This is a genomic window from Streptomyces glaucus, assembly GCF_039533365.1.
In the GTDB taxonomy this organism is placed as follows: Bacteria; Actinomycetota; Actinomycetes; order Streptomycetales; family Streptomycetaceae; genus Streptomyces; species Streptomyces glaucus.
In genome coordinates, this window is sequence record NZ_BAAATK010000033.1 from 1 (window position 1) to 19622 (window position 19622).

The window sequence follows — 19622 nt, forward strand, 5'->3', positions numbered from 1 at the left end:
CCCGCGGAGCGGGTCCCTCCGCGCTGACGCGCGGAGCAGCGAAACAGCGAGCTGCGCTCGCCGCTTCCGGCGCTGCGCGCCGGAGCCCTCGCTACGCTCGGGCGGGCCGCTGCGCGGCCCCAGGGCCCCTTCGGGCTGCGCCCGTTCGGGGCCGGGGCGGCCCGCGGTGCGGGCCAAAGGGGCTCCGCTGCGCTCCGCCCTCGGGGGCGGCCCCGTGGGGCGTGGAGTGAGTGGCCGTCAGTGGGTGAATGTGAGATGAGGGTTGGGCCCGCTGTGCGGGCCGGGCTGGCTACAGGGAGGGGGTGCGGGGCGGCGAGCGAGTGTGACGGGAGGTCACCGGGTGACCAAATCGAGGGAGTTGGCGGGTTCCCCTCTCAGCGGGATGCATCGCTGTGTAGAGTCCGGGAAAACACACCACCCCTGGGGAGACGAGGAACGGCCCATGCACGACAGGCGGGAGAACCCGAAAGTCCGCGCCCGCGCGGCGGTGCGGCGCAGGGCTTCGGGCATGACGCTGGAGCAGATTGAAAAGGCCACGGACGAGGCGCGCTTGCACGAGCGGATTCGCTCGCGGCTGTGTGAGACCGAGGACGATGTCCGCGCTATCGGGATCGCGGTGGCCGAGCATACCGAGTGGCGGCGCATCGGATACGTGATGGAGGAGGAGGGGCTGGAGGTCTACGACCCCGAGCGTGATCCGACGGCGGTGCGGTGGGCGCGGGAGGAACAGACCGCTCGCCTGGAGCAGGACAGCGCGGCCAGGCTGGTGCTGACCGTCCCGGTGGATGCGGAGGCCTACCAGCGGCTGCGTGCCTGCGCCACCGCCCACGGCATCACTCCGCGGCGCCTGCTGGGCCTGCTCGCTGAGCGCGTCCGCACCACACCCGAGGGACTCATCGAGGTGGCCCCCTTCACCATTGGCCCGGCGGGCACCGAAAACACCGGGGAGTAGCCGAGCGGGAATTCGTGCCCATGCTTGCGCGGACGCGAATTCCCCTCCGGGTACAGAAGAAGCGCGGAAAACGTCCGGGAGCAGGGCAGAGAACGAGAGGGCCGTTCATGGCGGGCATCAGGCTCCGGCCGCATCAGGTGGAAGCGGTGGACGCGATCGTGCGCACGCTGGAATACCGCGCAGGTCACCAGGTACCGGCCGAGGGGCTGCGGGCCACCGTGGTGGCCGCCACCGGCGCGGGCAAGACGCTGATCGCCGCCGAGGCTGCCCGGAGGCTGGAGCCGCGGGGTCGGGTGCTGGTGATGGTGCCGACCCTGGACCTGCTCACCCAGACCGTCCAGGTGTGGCGGGCCGCCGGCCACACCGGCCCGGCCGTCGCGGTGTGTTCCCTGGAGGGCGACTCGGCGCTGGCCGGGTTGGGAGTGCGGTGCACCACCAACCCGATCCGGTTGGCGTTGTGGGCGGGGTCGGGGCCGGTGACGGTGTTCGCCACCTACGCCTCCCTCGCGCCGCGGCAGGAGGCCGGCCCAACCGATCCAGACGGGTCGGTGGTGGAGGGGCCCGGGCCGCTGGAGGCCGCCTTCCGGGGCGTCTACGGGCAGCAGCTGGCGCCGTTCGGGCTCGCCGTGGTCGATGAGGCGCACCGCACGTCCGGGGATCGGGCCAAGCCGTGGGCGGCCATCCACGACCAGACCCGGATCCCGGCAGCACGGCGGCTGTACCTGACCGCCACGCCGCGTATCTGGGAACCCGCCGGACGCCCGGGCGAGGCAAGAGCCGCAGAGAGCGGGAGCGGGGCTCAGGAGGCCGTAGAAGGCCGTTCAGAGGCCGTTCCGAGGGCTGTTGGGCGGTTGGTGGCGAGCATGGACGACGAGCGCCTCTACGGGCCGCAGGTGTTCACGTTCTCCCTCACCGAGGCGGTGGATCGGGGCGTCTTGGCCCGGTTCGAGATCGACGTGCTGGAGATCCGGCCGCCCGACCTCGGCGCGGGCGGGAGCGAGGAGGAGCGGCGGGGCCGGCGCCTGGCGGCGTTGCAGGCCGCGCTGGTCAAGCACGCGGCCGAAACGGGGGTGCGGTCGCTGATCAGCTTCCATCACCGCACGATCGAGGCGCTGGCCTTCGCCCGTGCCCTGCCGCAGACCGCGGCCCGCCTGTACCAGGAGGACCCGGCCACCTGCCCGCGGCGAGTGTGGGCCGACTGGCTCTGCGGCGAACACGAACCCGCCCACCGACGGGCGGTGCTCCAGCGGTTCGCCGACGGCATCGACGAGGACGGCTGGGAGACCGAACTGAGCGTGCTGGCCAACGTCCGCGTCCTGGGCGAAGGGGTGGACATCTGCGGCAGGCGGGGTGTCGACGGCGTCGTCTTCGCCGACGTACGCGGCTCGGCCGTCGACATCGTCCAGGCGGTGGGGCGAGCCCTGCGGCAGAAGCCCGGTGAGGGCAAGGTGGCCCGGCTGATCGTGCCCGTCTTCCTCGCCCCGGGCGAGGCGCCGGACGACATGCTCGCCTCCGCCTCCTACCAGCCGCTGGTCGCCGTCCTCCAGGGCCTGAGGGCACATGAGGCCAAGCTCATCGAACAGCTCGCCGTCACCACCGCCCTCAGCCGCACCCAGCCCGTGTCGGTGACCGACCTCGACCCCGCACACAGCGGCGACGGACAGGGCGAAGGTGAAGAGGCGGCGGAGGCGGTGCCGCTACTGCGCTTTGCCACCCCCCGCGACCCCGCACTCATCGCGCAGTTCGTCCGCATCCGCGTCATCCGGCCCGAATCCCACCTTTGGCTCACCGGGCTCAACGCCCTACGGAAATGGCACCGGCAACAGAAAGAGAGCGAGGACCAAGAGCCCGAGGAGTACAGCCGGGAGCACGGTGACGGGAACCGGACTCAGGCCCAGGGCCAGGGTGGTAAGGAGCGCGGGAAGGGCACGGTGGTGGTGCCGCTGGACGCCCGCGTCGGTCACTTTCCGCTCGGGCAGTGGGTCAGTGAGCAGCGCCGCGCTTACCGGGCCGGGACCCTGGCGGCGTGGCGGGTCGAGCTGCTGGAGGAGGCCGGGATGGTCTGGTCGGTACCCGACGCCCAGTTTGAGGAGAACCTCGCTGCGGCGCGGGTCTACTTCGCCGTGCACGGGACGCTGTGCGCTCCTCGGACGGCCGTTGCCGAGGGCCGGCCGGTCGGGCAGTGGCTGACCAACTGCCGCCGCCCCGGCGGACTCGGCAAAAACCCGGACCGGGCCGCGGAGCGGGCCGCCCGCCTGGCAGCCATCGACCCCGACTGGAACCCCGCGTGGCCGACCGACTGGCAACGGCACTACGCCAAAGTCCGCGTCTGCCTCCACGGCGGCGCCACCCTCGACGAGATCCGCCCCGGGGTCACCGCCGGCGGAGAGGACATCGGGCTGTGGCTGGCCCGGCAACGCACCCACTGGCAGCAGTTGACCGACGGACAACGCCAACGCCTGACCGCCCTGGGCATCCACCCCACCACCCTGGCCCGCGCGCCGGGCGGCCAGACCGGACCCGGAAACCAGACGGCAGCAGGAGCGGTGGTGCCTGCGGGCGCGAGCACCTGGGACCGCGGCCTGGCCGCCCTGCGCCAGTACCTGGGCCGGGAAGGACACACCCGGGTGCCGAGAAAGTGGGTTGAAGCCGTCCGCGATGAAGCCGGGCAGGAACACCTCATCCGGCTCGGGGTATGGCTCAGCAACCAACGCCAACGGCGGGACCGGCTGCCGGACGAACGCATCAAGGTGCTGGAGGAACTCGGGGCGCTATAACGCAGCAGGCGCGGATCCGACGGTCCGGGCCAACCGGAATGGACGACTCCACTCGCCTGCGTTCCTTGGGCGCGCAACCTCCTTGTTCGCCATGACATCTCGGACGAACCCCCCTTGACTCCCTAAAAACCGCTGAACAGTCGGCTCTCGCGGGCCAGGCGCCAGGAACCCCTTTGCGTTCCAGGACTCCAGCGTTATAAAGGCGGACGTCTTCGGTGTGCCCGGAAACCCCTGCATCAGGCACCCGACTCAGCAGTCCTGCCGGGTCCTATCCGTGGACGGGTGGGGTTTTCTCCATGCCTGCGTCCGGTCCGCAGAAGGGGAGCTTGCGCCGCTGGCGGCTGCCTCCTCCACCATGCCACCCGAGCGCTTCCGCCCCACCCGCCCATAACAGGGGTGCAGAGATATCTCGGGTCGGCGGGCGGGTTGCGGAGCTAACCACCCCGCCCGGCACCGTCGGGCTCACCAGGCACCGCACTCCCCGGAGAACTCCTGGGAACGGGGCCCGCCCTGTCCTGTCGCCTGTCCGAGACGCGCAGGGGCGGGAGCACTTCCTCTGCCCACCACATGTGTGCGACCGGCGCACGCCCAACACCCCTTGGAGGAGCACGCCATGACCACAACCGAGCCGAACCCGCCGCGTATCCCCGAACCAGACCCAGGCCGGGACCGGGACCGGCTGCTGCACTGGCTGATCACCGGCGGGATGGTGTTCGTGTTCCTCGGCTACCTGCTGCACCAGCACCCGGCGTACCGGGAGACCGCAGCCGCCCTGGGCAGTATCGGCAGCCCTCTGCTGGCGACCGTGCTGGCCGCCCGCGGCCGCCGATGACAACCTGCCAGGCCAGCAGCCCCCAGCCGCCGCACCCGGCCAGGCACCACCAGCTAGACGAGCGCCGCAACACCGGGTGCCGGGCTTGCCGCGGCAGCCCGGGACCCGGTCTCCCGGCACCCCGCTCCGCGCCCTGGATACACACCGTGCAGTCGCCGTCGGCCTCGGCCGGGTGCTCGCTGTCGCCCGCGGGGAGTCGGACGGGCAAACGGGACGGCCGCAGGTGGAACACGGCCATGCGGCCGCCTCCCGCTGATGCCGGGCCTCCTCTCACGCGCGCGCCTGCTGTTCTTCCGCAGTCCGGGCCTCGACACGGCACTGTTCCTTCCACGTCAGGCAGGCGACTTCGCCGTCGGGGTCGGCCAGGGCATCGGCGAGGAAGGCACTCAGGCCAGCACCTATCGCAGCCCGCACAACGGAACACCCCCGCATCGGTGGTAAGGACAAGGGAGTCCCGTTGATCACGCCCGTGATGGTCGGAGCACCCCCGCGCCGGCAGGGAGGACTCCGGCTGCGCCTGGTGCTCGGCGTCCGCCTCGGGAACACCCCCGCGTCGGCGGGGAGGACTTCAGCCCCGTCGCCGGGTCGCGCCGGTACTTCGGAGCACCCCGCATCGACATGCCGCCGCGATGGTCGCGCCGGATCGCCGCGTACAGTTCGACCTTCGACAGCTGCGGCATGACCAGCACCTTTCACCAGGAGCGATGCTGCCCTGGCACGGGAGCCGGTGCCTTTCGAACTCATCGGCAAGCGACGTCACCACTGCTCGACGAGGCCGGCACCGGACGTGCACGGCGGGCGGGGCGGTCCCTTCTGCGCACGGCCTCAGGCCCCGGGAACACGGCGGTTCCGGGGCCTGGCGCTTCCTCGTCGCCTCGGTCTGCCTGGTGGCTACGGGCTGCGCGGTGCGGACGGCGGTCGCTGATCGGCGCTGGTGTCCGTGCCCGACCGGAGCCATGCGCGGCCGTCCGACCGCAGCATTCTCTCGGCCGCCGCAGGTCCCCAGGTTCCCGGGGCGTACGGCTCGGGGCGGCCGCGACGGGACCAGTGTTCCCGGGCGGCGTCGATGATCCTCCAGGAGTGTTCGATCTCCGGCCGGCTCGGGAACAGGGTGGTGTCGCCGCGCAGGACGTCGGCGATGAGCGACTCGTACTCCCCGGGGACGGGCGGGAGGGTCGATTCCCCGTAGTCGAACCCCATCGTCACGTCCTGGATGTCTGTCGTGCTTCCCGGGACCTTCACCCCGAAGCGGAGTTCGACTCCCTGACGGGGTTGGACCTGGAGGGAGAGAACGTTCGGCGGGTTGCGGTGGGACTCTCCGGTGAAGGCCGTCGGAGCGTTCTTGAACACCAGGGAGATCTCGGTGACGCGCTGTCTGAGTCTTTTCCCGGTGCGCAGGTAGAAGGGGACGCCGGCCCAGCGCTGGTTGTCGATCTCGACTTTCAGGGCCGCGAAGGTCTCCGTGGTCGAACCGGGGGCGACTCCCTCCTCCTGCTGGTAGCCGGGCACCGGTGCGGCGTGTTGACGGCCGCGGGTGTACTGGCCGCGGACCGCGTAGGTGTCCAGGTCGGAGGGGAGCCGTACCGCCCGCAGGACCTTGGTCTTCTCCGCGGAGACGGTGTCGTGGTCGAAGGTGCGGGGCTCGTCCATGGCGGTCAGCGCGAGCAGTTGCATCAGGTGGTTCTGCATCGTGTCACGGGCGGCTCCCGCGCCGTCGTAGTACTCGGCGCGGCCGCCGATCCCCTCGTCCTCGGCCAGCGTGATCTGGACGTGGTCGACGTGCCGCCGGTTCCACAACGGCTCGAAGACCGTGTTGCCGAACCGGAGAGCCGTGATGTTGCGCAGGGCCTCCTTTCCCAGGTAGTGGTCGGTGCAGAGGATCCGTCCGCCGGGGAACGCCCGTCGCAGAGCGGTCGCGAGGGCACGGGCGGAGGCCAGGTCGTACCCGAAGGGTTTCTCGGCGATCAGCAGGCTTCGGGCCCCGCCGCGTGCGTCGGCGAGTCCGTGTCTTCGCAGTTGCTCGGCGACGGGGGCGTAGCAGGAGGGTGGGGTGGAGAGGTAGTAGACGTGGTGTGCGGGTATTCCGTTCCTGCGTTCGGCGGACGCGATGGTCTCCTTGAGGGCGATGAAGGGTGTCTCCTGGCCGAAGTCCCCGGGTATGAACCGGAATCTGTCCCGCAGCCATCTCCAGGTCCGTTCGCGCAGCGGGGTGCGGGCGTGGGTCGTGACGGCGTCGAGCATGGGGAGGACGAAGTCGGTGTGCTCAGCCGTCGGGCGGTCCATGCCGATGAGGAAGAAGTCGGGCGGCAGCAGGCCGCGATTGGCCAGGTCGTAGATGGCCGGGAGCAGTTTCCTGCGGGACAGGCTGCCTGCGATGCCGAAGATCACCAGTGCGGTCGGTTGCGTGGTTCCCGGCAGGTGGAAGCGGTCGGGGTGGGTTGCTCGCTCGGTGGGGGAGGTGAGCGAGGGCGGGGAGAGGTGGGGGGAGCGTGGGGGCGATGTGGTCGTCATGTCGTCGCCATCGCATGCGGTCGGGTGCCGACGAACTGCCGGTTGTGGTAGACGAGCGGCTGCTGTTCGAGGACCGCGGTGCGTTCCACCTGGCCGACGAGGATGCTGTGGTCACCGCCGTCGAGTACGGCGTGGGTGGTGCAGGCGAGGCGGGCCGCCGCGTCGGGCAGGCCGGGCAGGCCGAGTTCGCATTCGGTCATCGTGCTGTCCGTGAACTTGTCCTGCCCGCCGCGTGCGAAGGCCCGTGCGACCTCCTGGTGGTCCTCTGCGAGGAGGTTCACCATGAAGCTGCCGGTGCGCGTGAAGGCGGGGTGGCAGGAGGAGGTCTTGGCCAGGCAGACCAGGATCAGGGGGGGCCGGGCGGACAGGGAGCAGAACGCGCTGGCAGTGAAGCCGTAGCGGTGCCCGTCGCTGGTGCGGGTGGTGACGACGGTGACGGGGGTGGGCACCTGTGCCATGGCGTGGAGGAAGGAAGCGTAGTCGGTGGGCATCGGTTTCCCGTCTCTCGCTGGCAGGGTGGTCGGTGCGGGTCGGGCCGGGGCGGGTCAGGGGGCGGGGGCCGGTTCCCTGGTGGCTCGAGGGTGGTGGGGGGTGGCCGGTTCTTCGGTGGCCAGGGGGTTGCGGGCGTCGAGCCACACACCGCCGGCGGGGCCGAAGGAGGTTCCGTCCCAGATGATCTCGCCGCGCCGGATGGTGGTCGTGGGGCGGCCGGTGAACGTCCAGCCCTCGTAGGCGGACCAGTGGTTCTTGGTGTGGGCGTGCCGGGCGGACATCAGCCAGGTGGCCTCGGGGTCGAAGAGGACGAGGTCGGCGTCGAGCCCCTCGGTGAGGGAACCTTTCTGCTGGTCGAGGCCGAACAGGCGGGCCGGTTCGGCCGAGCACACCCGGGCCAGCAGGGTCAGGCTGTCGTCGACGGAGGTGTGCGGGAAGCGTCTGCGCAGCCCGGTGAAGACCGCGGTGAGCAGTTCCTGGACGCCGGGCAGACCCGGCGGTGCGTCCGGTGCCGGCCTGGACTTCTCCTCGATGGTGTGGGGGGCGTGGTCGCTGCCGAGGGTGGAGATCTCTCCGCCGACCAGGGCGTCCCACAGCCGCTGCTGGTCGTCGCTGTGGCGGATGGCCGGACTGAGGCGTATGCGGGCGCCCAGCCGGTGGGTGTCGGCGGCGGTGAAGGAGAGGTGGTGGGGGGTGGTCTCGTAGGTGATGGGCAGTCCGATGTGGCGGGCGGCTGCCAGGAGGTCGGCTTCTTCTGCCGATGAGACGTGCAGAACGTGGGCGGCGGTGCCGTATCGGCGCACCAGTTCGATGATCTTGGTGACGGCCACGATGCCGCCGCTGCGGGGCCGGGTGCGTTCGTACTGGTCGTAGTGGCGCGGGGTGCCTTGCCGCCGGTCCAGGAGGGCGAAGACGCCGTCGTCCTCGGCGTGGAGCACTAGGCGGATGCCCGTCTCGGCGGCGACGGCGAAGACACGGGCGAGGACCTTCGGGTCGTGGATGACGTCGGGAGCGGTGTGGTGGCCGGTCATGAAGACCTTGACGGAGGTGGCGACGCGCGGGGAGAGGTCCCGGATGGTCTCCACGGTGTGGGGGCTGACGCCGAAGTGGAACCGGAAGTCGACCAGGGAGGTGCCCTCGATCAGTTCCGCCTTCTGGTGGGCCCGTTCGACGGTGTGCAGGGCGGGGCGGGTGTTGGGCATGTCGATGACGGTGGTCACCCCGCCGGCGGCCGCGGCGCGGCTGCCGTGTGCCCAGTCCTCCTTGTGGGTCAGTCCGGGGGTGCGGAAGTGGACGTGGGAGTCGATGACCCCGGGTAAGAGGTGGAGGCCCCGGGCCCGGAGGGTGCGGCGGGCCGGCGGGGGTGTCTCCCCGGAGGGGAGGATGCGGGCGATACGGCCGTCGGCCACGGCCAGGTGGCCGGGGCGCACACCGTGCGGCGTCACGATGCGGGCGTCCGTGACGACCAGGTCGTAGGGGGTGGGGTGGGTGGTCAGGCGGTCCACTGAGCGCTCACCAGCTCTCGTGTCAGGTGGTTGGTCGGGCCCATGAGCCCGACGGCGTGGGCGTCGCGGGCGAGGCGGTTGATGGGGTGGTCGCTCAGGAAGCCGCTGCTTCCCAGCAGACGCTTGACTTCCTGGCAGATGTGCTCGGCGGTGGAGGTGGCGTGGAGCTTGCTGAGCAAGGTGGTGGTGCCCGGGTCGTCGCTGGTGCGGCGGCCCGCCCGTTCCACCAGGGCACGGGTGGCCTCCAGCAGGGCGGCGATGTCGGCGAGTTTGTGCCGTACGGCCTGTGCTTCGCTCAGTCCGCGCTTTCGCGCGTGGGAGAGCGCGAGGTGGTAGGCGGTGTGGGCGATGCCGAGGGACACCGCGCCGAGTGTGGCCCCGGAGTGGCGTACGGCGGCGATGATGCGGGCCGCCTGTCCGAGCGGCTCGATGGCGGCGCCGGCCGGGACGTGGCAGTCGCGCAATTCGACGAAGCCGGTGGCCGAGGCCCGCATGCCGACGAGGTCCATGCCGGTCTCGGCGGTCAGGCCGGGGGTGTCGGCTTCGACGAGGAAGAAGGTCTGCCCGCTGCTGCCGTAGAGGGAGGTGTCGTGTTCGGGGGCGGAGGTCTGGGCGAGCACGAGGTAGAGCTGGGCCAGGCCCGCACCGGTGGTGAAAGCCTTGGCGCCGTTGAGGACCCAGCCGTGGGGCGTGCGTTCGGCGGTGGTGGACAGGTTGCGCTTGTCCGCGCCCGCGCCGCTTTCGCTCCAGGCCGATGCCGCCAGCCACTCCCCCGATGCCAGGCGCGGCAGGCAGCGGGCCTTTTGTTCCTCGTCGGCCCACTCCTGGATGCGGGCGCTGACGGCGAAGTGCTGGAAGAGGATGATGGCCACGGAGGGGTCGGCGCGTGCGACCTGTTCGACAAGGGCGTTGATCTCGGTGGCGTCCTTGCCCGCTCCCCCGTAGGCGCGCGGTACGGCGGTGCCGAGGATGCCGCAGGATCGCAGGGCGTGCAGGACGTCGTCGGTGATGCGGCCGGTGCGGTCGGCTTCGGCGGCGTCCCGGTGCAGCAGGTGCTCCAGCCGGGGGTCGAGCTGTCCGGACGGGGGGGCGGTGGGGGAGGTCATACGGTCAGTGGTTGCCATGTCCGGTCCTTCCGGTAGAGGTAGCTGCTGAGTTCGTTGATCGGTGCCGGTCCGTTGAGGTGGGCGTGCTTGCCCTTCACGCTGACCCACTGCAGGGACGCCTCGCCGTCGCCGCCGGACAGGTAGGCGGCGACATGGGTGGTGCTGGCCGGGGTGTCGATGGTGATGTCGTCGGCGGTGATGCCCGCCTGCTGCAGGAGTCGGGCGGGGACGGTGCCGGGGATGGCGGCCGCAGCGGCCAGACAGGTGGCTCCGGTGAGGGCGAGGGTGGGGTGCCAGCTGGGAACGGATATGGCGCGGACCGACAGGCGGCCCGGTGTGTAGGCTCCGACCGCCGCGATCTTGGGGAAGACGCTCTCGGGCGGCCAGCCGAGGACGGCCGAGGCGGCGGTTCGGATGCGCAGCAGTCGGTCGTAGAGGGTCTCGCCGGCGGTGAACAGTTCTTGCTGGGTGGCCATGCCCAGGGAGGCGGCGTCGACGAAGACGTAGGGGTTGCCGGTGGCGACCAGGGAGGCTTCCTGCATGCCGTCGGCGGTCATGAGCATCTGGCGGGCCTGTCCGGTGAGCAGGAGTTCGCCGAGGGGGATGCCGTCTCCTTGAAGGAAGTGGACCGTGAAGTTCCCGCTGTTGCGGCGGGCTTCGTCCACCTCGCACACCACGTGGTCACCGTTGTTGAGGACCTGGACGCGGATGCGGTTGCCGGGCGACAGGCGGGGAAGCCAGCCGAGGTTGTCGGCGGCCAGGACGGAGGAGAGGATGGAGTGGCCGCAACTGCCCCGGAAGTCGAATCGGTCGGTGCCTCCCGGCAGTCCCTGGACGAACCGGTAGTCGAGGTCGAACAGGGGGTGGGGGGAGGGTTTGACGAGGGCGAACTTCAGCACGTGTCCGTGGCCGTGGTCCTCAAGCCAGCATCGGACGGTGGTCAGGACCGTGCGCAGTTCGTCCTCTTGCCGGGGTAACGGCCCGGCGTCGAGCACGAGGGTGGGGGTGGGGGCGCCGACGGCTTGCGCGAGGTAGGCGATCATGCGGGGACTCCCGGTGCGAACTGGTGCGTACGCGTCCGGCCGCCCTGGAACTGCTCCTGCCACAGTTCGTGGATGAGCAGGGACCAGATGGCCAGGGCGCTCCGGTCGTCGGGGGTGTTCTGCTGGGCGGCCAGCAGGCGGTTGACGGCCTGGGGGTCGAGGTAGCCGCGGGCGCGGATGCGTGAGGCGGTGAGCATGTCGCGGGCGAAGTCCAGCAGCGGCTGGCCGGGGGTCAGCATGGCGGTGATCGGCAGGGTGAAGGGCTGCTTGGGCCGGTTCAGGACGGTGTCGGGGAGCAGGCCGCGGGCCGCGCCGTACAGGGCCCGCTTCACCTGCCCGTCCTTCACCTTCAGGTGGTCTGGGAGGGCGAGGGCGTAGCGGACGACGGAGGGTTGGCAGAAGGGGAGACGGACCTCCACGGAGGAGGCCATGCTCAGGTGGTCGACCCGCCGCAGGTGGTAGGCCGGCAGGCGCTGCCCGACCTCGACGCGGGTGATCGTCTCCAGCCGCCTGGTGCGGGTGGAGCGCAGGTGGTCGGCGAGGTGGTCCTCGGCGGTGCCGCGGTCGGTGATGTAGGCGCGGTACTCCGGGGAGTACAGACGCATCCGGTCCTGTCGGGGGATGGCCGACAGGGCCTGGAGGTATCCGGGGATCCAGTCGGTTCCCTCGGGGGCGGCCAGGGCCTCCTTGATGCGGGCGTAGCCTCCGAAGAGTTCGTCGGCCGCGTCCCCGGTGACGGCGACCTTGAAGCCGGCGTTGTGGACGGCGTTGAACAGGGCGTAGGTGCTCAGGGTGATGGGGTCGGCGTTGGGCTGGCCCAGGTGCCAGACGACGTCGGCCAGCAGGTCGGGGAAGGTGGCCGGGTCGATCTCCACCTGGTGGTGGCGGGTGCCGCAGCGCTCGGCGACCTGGCGGGCGAAGGCGCGCTCGTCGGCCGGCCAGGTGCCCCGGTAGGCGATGTTGAAGGTGTGCAGTTCGGGGACTTTCTCCGCGGCCAGGGCGGTGACCAGGCTGGAGTCCAGTCCTCCGCTGGTGATGGCGCATACCGGTACGTCCGCGCGGGTCAGGCGGTGCACCTCGCGGCGCAGCAGGGAGCGGACCTGGTCCGCCGCCGTCTGCGGATCGGTGGCCGCCTGGGCGGGTGTGGGCACGCGGTGATGCATGCGCGGGCCGTGGCGGCGGGTGACGTCCATGGTGACGGCCGGCGGCATCACCTTGATGCCCTCGAACATGGTCTGTTCGCCGAAGGGCGTCTTGGTGGCCAGGTAGGCGTCCAGCCCCGGGGTCCAGGCGTCGGCCCGGACGGCCTGGAAGGACAGCAGGGCCGGCAGTTCGGAGGAGAAGTACAGGTGCCGCCGGACGGCGTCCCAGTGGTAGTACAGCGGCTTCATGCCGATGTCGTCAGTGGCCAGGATCAGCCGGGGTTCGTGGCGGAGGTCGACGACGGCCACGGCGAACATGCCGTCGAGGTGGTCGACGAAGGCCGTGCCGTACTCGGCGTACAGGGCGGGGATGATGGATCCGTCGCAGGTGTCGGAGAAGGTGTGGCCGCGGCGGACGAGGGAGTCGCGGAGTTCCTGGTGGTTGTAGATTTCACCGTTGAAGACGGCGGTGATGTCTCCCAGGACGTAGGGCTGGTCGCCGCCGTCGAGGTCCATGATGGCGAGGCGGTTGTTCCCCAGTCCCCAGCCGTCTCCGGTGACGTGGGTCTGGGCGTCGGGGCCGCCGTGCCGCTGGAGCGCGGCGACGGTCTTGAGTTCGTGGGGGGTGACGTCGGCGTCGAAGTGTCCGAATATCCTGCACATGGTGGCTAGATCACCTCGCTGGAAAGGCCTGCGCGCTCGTAGAGCATCGGGTCGAAGGGGGTGGGGCCGCCGCAGGTGACGAAGCGGGGGGCGGCGGCGTCCTGGGCTGGGTGGCGGGTGCCGTGGGGCACGCCCGGCGGGGCGTAGAGGACATCGCCGGCTTCGGCGTCGATCCACCGGCCGTCGAGGTGGAGCTGTCCGGATCCCTCGAAGGCGATGAAGGCTTCCTCGCTGTGGGGATGGACGTGCACGCTGAAGTATTCGCCGGGCTGCATGACACCGCAGTGCAGGCACAGTTGGGGGCTGCCGGTGCCGGGCCAGAACAGGAAGTTCATCGTGGCGGTGCGCGCTGGGGGGGCGGCCTGGCCGGTGCCGGTGAAGCCGGTGAGCTGGGCCGTGGTGTCCCACAGGCTGGTGAAGCGGCGCGGGGCGGTGGCGCGGGGGCGTCCCGGGAGCAGCCGGGAGGTCCACACGTAGGCGGTGAGGGGGGCGTCGCGGTCGGCGGTGAGTTCGCAGTCGTCTCCGGTAGGGGCGTAGACGGCGTCCGCGGCCGCGATCGGCCGGCGGTGCCGGCCGGAGGTCGCCTGCCCGGTGCCCTGAAAGACGACGGCGACGTTCTCCTCCGCGGTGCCGGAGGGTCTCTTCCAGGTGGCGCCGGCGGGGATGCGGACCACGTCCAGGCGGATGGTACGCGCTCCCAGGTGGGGGCCCACGGCGCAGGCGACCTGGCAGGGGCCTTCGGGGTGGAAGGCGAGGCGGTCGGCGCGGATCACCGTTCCGCGGGTGGTGTCGGTTGCGGCGGGATGCATCACGGGTGCCTTTCTGGTGGGGGTCGTTCCGGCGCGGGCGGGGGCCGGTGCGGGTCGGTGCGGGTGGGGTTACAGCAGGACAGAGGTCCTCTGCCGGGGGATCGCCCCGGTAGGGGCGGGGGTCTGCCGGGCCGGCGTGGTCCGGGGGCGGGCCCAGGCGCGCATGGCCGGCACCTCGACGTGGCGGTACAGGAGGTGGGCCGCGAGCAGGGTGACGAGGAAGATCGCCAGGCTGACGGTCAGGCCTTCGAGGACGGACCACTGCTGGGGTCCGATGGCCTTGAGCGAGAAGTGCAGGATGAGGTAGTGGGCCATGTAGAAGGCGAAGGACACCTCGCCCAGCCAGGTCATGACGCGTCCGCGGAACGGGGAGGGCGCGCAGGTGAGGTCGGTGGTGGCGGCCTGGGCGATGAGCGCGGCCAGGGGGAGCGCGGTGACGGCCATCATGCCGAACTCCGGGGGGACGACGAGCATCGCGCCGTAGCCGGCGAGGACCAGGATCGTGGTGGCCGTCCAGCCGATCGGGATCCAGCGCCCGGTGATCACCAGGCGGGCCAGCAGGATGCCCAGGAGGAAGTCGAGCATCCGGATGGGCGGGGGGTTGTAGATCGCCCAGAAGTGCCAGAACGGCATGGGCGCCCAGATGATGCCGGGCTCCTTGGGGAAGGTGGTGTACACCAGTGCGGCCCAGGCGGCGATGGCCGTGACGGTGCCGGCCGCCCACCACCACAGGTGTTCGGGGCGGATCTTCTTGACGAGGCGGTGGAGGTAGGGGAAGGCGAGGTAGAACACCAGCTCGCAGCACAGGGACCAGCTCGGCCCGTTCGTCCCGGTGAGGGCGTCCATCCGGGGGATCCAGGTGTGCACCAGGAAGGCGCTGGGGATGGCGTGGAAGGCGTTGAGGACCTCGCCGGTGACGATCATCAGGACGAGTCCGGCGAACCAGGTGACGAGGTGGTTGGGGAAGATTTTCACCATTCTTCGGCGCCAGAAGGACCGGACGGTGTCGTCGTCCCGGGCCGACCATGTGAGGACGAATCCGCTGAGGATGAAGAAGAAGCCGACGCCCATCCAGCCGGCCGGGTTGAACAGGTCGAAGAAGGTGTCGTTGGTGTCGCCGTCACCGAAGATCCTGTTCCCCGCGACGTGGGAGACGAAGACCATGCAGGCGGCCACGAAGCGCATGCCCGTCAGGGAGGGGATTCTTCGGGATGTCTCTTCTTTGGATATCAGTCCCACGAGGGCCGGTCCTTTGCGATCGGTGGGCGGACGGTGTCCGCCGTGTCGGGGTGGTACGTGTACTGGTCGTGCTGCTCGGCGAACTTCCTCAGTTCCTCCTCGGTGGGCGGACTGCTCTGGTTGAACAGGTCGGCGAGGCCGAGGAAGAACCGCTCCCGGTGGGCTCCGGGCGTGAAGGCGATCATCAGTTCGGCGGGGGCGTCGGAGACGTTGGCGAAGCCGTGGGGGGTGCCGGGCGGTACGTACAGGGCCGTCCCGGGTCCGGCGGTCACCGAGGTGTTTCCCCTGGTGAGCTGTACTTCGCCGGAGGCGACGATGAACAGCTCGGTCATGTTCTTGTGGAAGTGGGGTGTGGCGTAGGGGCCGTGGGGGGCCAGGGAGAGGGAGAACAGTCCCAGGTGGTCGCCCGTGGTGTGGGTGGGGATGAGGATGGTGCACTTGTTGGTGCCGATGGAGACGGTGTCCGCCGTGTCGGGGGTGCCCAGGTAGGAGCGGTCGGCGTGGACCAGGAGCGTCACCACTGCCCTCCGTCGGCCTCGGCCTCGGCTGTCTTGATCTGGTCCTCCAGCGGGGTGGGGGGCGGGTTGTCGGGGGCCGGCACACCGTGTCGGAAGGGGTGGTCCTGGGGGATCTCGACGAGGTAGATCCGTATGCCGTCGGGGTCGGTCAGGTGCATCTCCCACAGGCCCCAGGGCTCGGTTCGGGCGTCCCGTTCCGGGGTGACGCCGTTGCGCAGCAGGCGCGCGCGGGTCCGGGCGAGGCTGCGGACCTGCAGCCACAGGGCGGGGTGGCTGGTGTGCGGCCGCGGGCCGCGGCCCACCAGTTCCAGGAATCCGCCGCCCAGGTGGAACACGGTGCCGCGTTCCGGGCCGCTGCCGAACTCCTGGTAGATGGCCAGGCCGAGTTGGTCGCGGTAGAAGGTGCGGCTGGCTTCGGGATCGCCGGGGCGTATCACGATGCGACTGGCCAGGATCTCCATGGCGGGTGCTCCTTCGGGGCGAGGTCCGGGGCGGCCGGCCCGCCGCCGGGTGGGGGCGGGGCGGCGGGCCGGCCGGTGGGGGGTGGCGGCGGCGGGGGTGGTCAGTCGGCTGCCGTCTGGAGGGGCCGGCGCATGGCGGCGGCGGCGATGACGGAGCCGAGGAATCCCATCGCGGCGCTGAAGGCGAAGGTGACGGTGAAGTTTCCGGCCTGGGGAGATGCCCCGAGCATGAGCACCAAGATGGCCAGGCCCGTGGCGGAGAAGACGTACTGGGTGGTGGTCATCATGGCCGCGCCCACGCCCTGGTTCTCCCCGGGGATGTCGGAGGTGGCGTAGACGAACATCGCGGGGAAGGCGATGCCGTTGCCCACTCCCGACAGCAGCAGGCCGGGCAGCATGCCGATCAGGTAGCTGTCGCTGTGCACGCCCACGGCCAGCAGTGCCAGGCCGAGACCGGCGATGGCCAGGCCGGTCACCACCATCGGCTTGGGACCGTGTCGGCCGATGAACCGGTCGGTGATGACGTTGCCGAGGATCACCGTCACGGTCAGCGGCAGGAAACCCAGGCCGGCGGCGAGCGGTCCCATGTCGTGCTCGTTCTGCAGGAACATGGTGACCAGGAAGAACTCCACGCCGATGCTCAGGACGTAGCAGGCGTCGATGACGCATGCGGTCATCAGCGAGCGGGTGCGCCACAGCTGGCGTGCGATCAGCGGGCTGGCGCTGGTGCGTTCGCGCACGACCCAGGCGGTGCCCAGCACCACGAATCCGACCAGACCGATCACGGTGGACGGTGCAGTGATGCCGACGTCCCCGAGCCGGGAGAGGCCGAGCACCAGCAGGAGGATCGCACCCGTGCCGAAGACGGCGCTGGGAACGTTCAGGGGCGTGGGGCGGCCGCCGTCCTGGTGCTGTCGGCCGGGCAGCAGGAGGAAGCCCAGGGCGATCACCGCGACGGCCAGGGGGACGTTGACGAAGAACACCCAGTGCCAGGAGACGGCGGTGAGCAGTCCTCCGATGACGACACCGCCGACCAGCCCTAGGGCGCCCACCGCGCTCCACACGGCCATGGCCCGGTTCCGCTTCGCTCCCGGCGGGAAGACCTGCTGGATCAGGCCGAGGGTGCACGGGTCCAGCAGGCCCGCTCCGATGCCCTGCAGTGCGCGGGCGATCACCAGGGTGGTGAAGTCGTCGGTGAGTCCAGCGGCCAGGGAGCTGACGCCGAACAGGGCGGTGGCGCCCAGGAAGACGCGGCGGGCGCCGAAGCGGTCCCCCATGCGTCCGCCGACCAGCAGGAAGCCCGCGAAGAAGATGGCGTAGCTGCTGACGACCCACTGCAGGCTGCTCTCGCGCAGCGACAGGTCGGCACCGATGCTGGGGAGGGCCACGTAGACGATGGAGAAGTCCAAGGTGGCCAGGAATAGGGCGCAGCCCAGGACCGTGAGGGTCCACGCCTCCTTGGAGGTCATCTTGTTGGACGGAGTCGGTTCGGGCCGTGGTGCGGGGCCGGGAAGGCTGCCGCTACCGGTTGCACCGCCCGGTGCGGTTTCTGTGGTCATCTTCGAGGGTCTTTCTGTCGATGTGGAGCAGGGGAGGTCACAGGAGGGAGACGGAGGAGGCGGTCAGGGCGCGTACGACGGACGCGAAGTCCTCGCAGACGACGGTGTCCTCCAGGGCGCCGAGTTCCTCGGGGGAGGCGACGCCGTAGCTGACCGCGACGGCTTCCATGCCCGCTGCGTGCGCCATGCGCATGTCGGTGACGGTGTCGCCGATGTAGGCGCAGTCGGTGGGGTCCAGGCCCAGGGCGGCCGCGGCGCGCAGCCCGGTCTCGGGGTGGGGTTTGGCGTGCGACACCTGGTCGTGGCCGATGACGGCGCCGAACAGGTCGCGGATGCCCATCGCCGACAGCAGGGCCTCCGCACTGGAGGTGATCTTGGAGGTGCCGACGGCGAGGAGGGTGCCCCGCTCGTGCAGGGTGACCAGGCCTTCGCGGACGCCGGGGTAGAGCATCGCCGGTCCGCGGCTGACGACCTCCTGGCTGAACAGCTGCCGGTAGCGGGCGACGGCCCGGACGGTCGCCGGGTCGTCGACGGGTCGGCCGATGAGGTGGCCGATCGACGGTTCCAGCGGCTTGCCGATGGTGGGGCGCACCTGCTGTTCGGTGACGGTGCGGCCGGCTTCCGCGGCGACGGTGATGAGCAGGGCGGAGATGGCCGAGGGGGTGTCGGCCAGGGTGCCGTCCAGGTCGAAGACTGCGGCCTTCACCGGGTCTCCTCCGGGTGTGCGGTGCGGGCGTAGGCGACGGCCAGCCGGCCGGCGACGGAGGCGGTGGAGACGAGGACGGCGCGGTTGGCGGCGGCGCTCTTGCCGCCGGTGGCCCGGGAGACGGCCTTCATCAGGTAGGGGGTGATGGCCGCGCCGCGGATCTGGGCGGTCTCCGCCTCCTGCAGGGCTTCCTGGATGACGGCCTCCATGGCGGCGCTGTCCAGGGCGTCCGCTTCGGCGATGGGGTGGGTCACCAGCGGTCCGCCGGGCAGGCCCGCGGCCCAGTGGGCGCGGATCGCGCGGGCGATGGTTTCCAGGTCGTCGAAGCGCTGGGGGTTTTTGAAACCGGAGGAGCGGCAGTAGAAGGCCGGGAAGTCGTCGCAGCGGTAGCCCATGACCGGCACGCCCAGGGTCTCGAGGTACTCCAGGGTCAGTCCCAGGTCGAGGATGCTCTTGGCCCCGGCGCAGACCACGGCGACCTTGCTGCGGGTGAACTGCACCAGGTCGGCGGAGATGTCGAAGGTCTCGGAGGCGCCGCGGTGGACGCCGCCGATGCCGGCGGTGGAGAACACCGGTATGCCTGCGAGGTCGGCGGCCACGAGGGTGGAGGCCACGGTGGTGGCGCCCAGGCCGCCACGGGCCAGGACCGGTCCGATGTCCCGGCTGCTGACCTTGGCGACGTCGGCCGAGGTGGCGAACTCCTCGATCCGGTCGCGGTTCATGCCCACCAGGAACCGGCCGCGGGCGAGGCCGATCGTGGCGGGTACGGCGCCGGCGTCGCGGACGGCCTTCTCGATGGCGAGCGCGGTGTCGAGGTTGCCCGGGTACGGCAGGCCGTGGGCGATGACCGTGGACTCCAAAGCGACCACGGGGAGTCCGTCGGACAGCGCGTCCGCTACTTCTTCATCGATTTCGAGCAGTTCGTGCACGGCATTGCCTCCGCAGTGTGTGGTGGTGTCCTCGATGCTTCCGACCCGATTTTGCGGGGCGCACGCGGGCGCGTCCACGAATTTGAGTGGCGACTACTCGCCTGGCATTCATCGGCCATCGGCGGGCTTTTTTCCGGGGTTTCCGAGGCGTTTACTCTCCCTTTCGCCGCGCGCGGGTTCCGGCGGCGGCGCGGCCCGTTCCCGCTTCCGCCTGTTCGGGCCAATCGCCAGGTGGGCGCCGGGTTTGGCCGGGGTGCGGTGGCGAGTACCCGCCCGGCGCTGGCGACGACAGGACATCATCGCGCTTTCGGCCCGCTCTTTCTGCTTCCATGGGCGGCAGAGGAAACAGAAAACTCGGACCAGACAGAAGAGGACCGC

16 protein-coding genes are annotated in these 19622 nt (G+C 70.8%); 3 read left to right on the forward strand and 13 right to left on the reverse strand.

The genetic code is table 11. The features are described from left to right. The first annotated feature begins 442 nt into the window (after positions 1-442). The 3 genes from ABD363_RS22405 (at position 443) to ABD363_RS22415 (ending at position 4561) form a co-directional block, all read left to right on the forward strand. A complete protein-coding gene (locus ABD363_RS22405) occupies positions 443-952 on the forward strand; it encodes a hypothetical protein (protein WP_344606386.1) in 510 nt (169 codons plus the stop codon). A gap of 107 nt (positions 953-1059) precedes the next feature. Continuing rightward, entirely contained in the window at positions 1060-3729 is a 2670-nt protein-coding gene (locus ABD363_RS22410) for a DEAD/DEAH box helicase (RefSeq protein WP_344606388.1), read from the forward strand. A gap of 613 nt (positions 3730-4342) precedes the next feature. After that, entirely contained in the window at positions 4343-4561 is a 219-nt protein-coding gene (locus tag ABD363_RS22415; RefSeq protein ID WP_344606390.1) for a hypothetical protein, read from the forward strand. 891 nt (positions 4562-5452) lie between these two features. Here ABD363_RS22415 and zwf read toward each other — a convergent pair. The 13 genes from zwf to ABD363_RS22480 all read right to left on the reverse strand — a co-directional run bounded on the left by zwf (position 5453) and on the right by ABD363_RS22480 (position 19244). Continuing rightward, a complete protein-coding gene (gene zwf / locus ABD363_RS22420; RefSeq protein ID WP_344606392.1) occupies positions 5453-7072 on the reverse strand; it encodes a glucose-6-phosphate dehydrogenase in 1620 nt (539 codons plus the stop codon). Next, entirely contained in the window at positions 7069-7563 is a 495-nt protein-coding gene (locus ABD363_RS22425) for a flavin reductase family protein (RefSeq protein WP_344606394.1), read from the reverse strand. Before ABD363_RS22425 ends, zwf begins: the two co-directional genes overlap by 4 nt. A gap of 54 nt (positions 7564-7617) precedes the next feature. Beyond that, positions 7618-9069: a dihydroorotase gene (locus ABD363_RS22430; RefSeq protein ID WP_344606396.1), complete on the reverse strand. Its 1452-nt coding sequence runs from the start codon at positions 9067-9069 to the stop codon at positions 7618-7620. Then, positions 9057-10193, reverse strand: a complete 1137-nt coding sequence (locus ABD363_RS22435) for an acyl-CoA dehydrogenase family protein (RefSeq protein ID WP_344606398.1) — start codon at positions 10191-10193, stop codon at positions 9057-9059. The genes ABD363_RS22430 and ABD363_RS22435 overlap by 13 nt, the downstream gene beginning before the upstream one ends. After that, positions 10172-11218, reverse strand: a complete 1047-nt coding sequence (locus ABD363_RS22440) for a PrpF domain-containing protein (protein WP_344606400.1) — start codon at positions 11216-11218, stop codon at positions 10172-10174. The genes ABD363_RS22435 and ABD363_RS22440 overlap by 22 nt, the downstream gene beginning before the upstream one ends. Next, positions 11215-13023 (reverse strand): asparagine synthase (glutamine-hydrolyzing), encoded by a 1809-nt coding sequence (asnB, locus tag ABD363_RS22445; protein ID WP_344606402.1) that lies wholly within the window; start codon positions 13021-13023, stop codon positions 11215-11217. The genes ABD363_RS22440 and asnB overlap by 4 nt, the downstream gene beginning before the upstream one ends. A 5-nt stretch (positions 13024-13028) precedes the next feature. Further along, positions 13029-13832, reverse strand: a complete 804-nt coding sequence (locus ABD363_RS22450) for a cupin domain-containing protein (protein WP_344606404.1) — start codon at positions 13830-13832, stop codon at positions 13029-13031. A gap of 69 nt (positions 13833-13901) precedes the next feature. Next, positions 13902-15071 (reverse strand): acyltransferase family protein, encoded by a 1170-nt coding sequence (locus ABD363_RS22455; protein ID WP_344606406.1) that lies wholly within the window; start codon positions 15069-15071, stop codon positions 13902-13904. Next, entirely contained in the window at positions 15062-15589 is a 528-nt protein-coding gene (locus ABD363_RS22460) for a cupin domain-containing protein (protein WP_344606408.1), read from the reverse strand. The genes ABD363_RS22455 and ABD363_RS22460 overlap by 10 nt, the downstream gene beginning before the upstream one ends. Then, complete coding sequence (locus ABD363_RS22465; RefSeq protein WP_344606410.1) at positions 15586-16050, reverse strand: VOC family protein; 465 nt, start codon at positions 16048-16050, stop codon at positions 15586-15588. The genes ABD363_RS22460 and ABD363_RS22465 overlap by 4 nt, the downstream gene beginning before the upstream one ends. 101 nt (positions 16051-16151) lie before the next feature. Next, positions 16152-17519 carry an MFS transporter gene (locus ABD363_RS22470; protein ID WP_344606412.1) on the reverse strand — a complete coding sequence of 456 codons (1368 nt, stop codon included), beginning with the start codon at positions 17517-17519 and terminating at the stop codon, positions 16152-16154. A 127-nt stretch (positions 17520-17646) separates the two neighbouring features. Then, on the reverse strand, positions 17647-18315 hold the full coding sequence (locus ABD363_RS22475; protein ID WP_344606414.1) for an HAD family hydrolase: 669 nt from the start codon (positions 18313-18315) through the stop codon (positions 17647-17649). After that, complete coding sequence (locus tag ABD363_RS22480; protein WP_344606416.1) at positions 18312-19244, reverse strand: pseudouridine-5'-phosphate glycosidase; 933 nt, start codon at positions 19242-19244, stop codon at positions 18312-18314. Before ABD363_RS22480 ends, ABD363_RS22475 begins: the two co-directional genes overlap by 4 nt. Positions 19245-19622 lie beyond the last annotated feature (378 nt).

What these genes read in the sequence shown, in the direction of transcription:
- ABD363_RS22465 (WP_344606410.1), bottom strand. Translation starts at nt 16,050, where the DNA reads ATGGAGATCCTGGCCAGTCGCATCGTGATACGCCCCGGCGATCCCGAA.
- ABD363_RS22435 (WP_344606398.1), bottom strand. Translation starts at nt 10,193, where the DNA reads ATGGCAACCACTGACCGTATGACCTCCCCCACCGCCCCCCCGTCCGGA.
- ABD363_RS22450 (WP_344606404.1), bottom strand. Translation starts at nt 13,832, where the DNA reads ATGCATCCCGCCGCAACCGACACCACCCGCGGAACGGTGATCCGCGCC.
- ABD363_RS22410 (WP_344606388.1), top strand. Translation starts at nt 1,060, where the DNA reads ATGGCGGGCATCAGGCTCCGGCCGCATCAGGTGGAAGCGGTGGACGCG.
- ABD363_RS22405 (WP_344606386.1), top strand. Translation starts at nt 443, where the DNA reads ATGCACGACAGGCGGGAGAACCCGAAAGTCCGCGCCCGCGCGGCGGTG.
- asnB (WP_344606402.1), bottom strand. Translation starts at nt 13,023, where the DNA reads ATGTGCAGGATATTCGGACACTTCGACGCCGACGTCACCCCCCACGAA.
- ABD363_RS22415 (WP_344606390.1), top strand. Translation starts at nt 4,343, where the DNA reads ATGACCACAACCGAGCCGAACCCGCCGCGTATCCCCGAACCAGACCCA.
- ABD363_RS22470 (WP_344606412.1), bottom strand. Translation starts at nt 17,519, where the DNA reads ATGACCTCCAAGGAGGCGTGGACCCTCACGGTCCTGGGCTGCGCCCTA.
- zwf (WP_344606392.1), bottom strand. Translation starts at nt 7,072, where the DNA reads ATGACGACCACATCGCCCCCACGCTCCCCCCACCTCTCCCCGCCCTCG.
- ABD363_RS22425 (WP_344606394.1), bottom strand. Translation starts at nt 7,563, where the DNA reads ATGCCCACCGACTACGCTTCCTTCCTCCACGCCATGGCACAGGTGCCC.
- ABD363_RS22440 (WP_344606400.1), bottom strand. Translation starts at nt 11,218, where the DNA reads ATGATCGCCTACCTCGCGCAAGCCGTCGGCGCCCCCACCCCCACCCTC.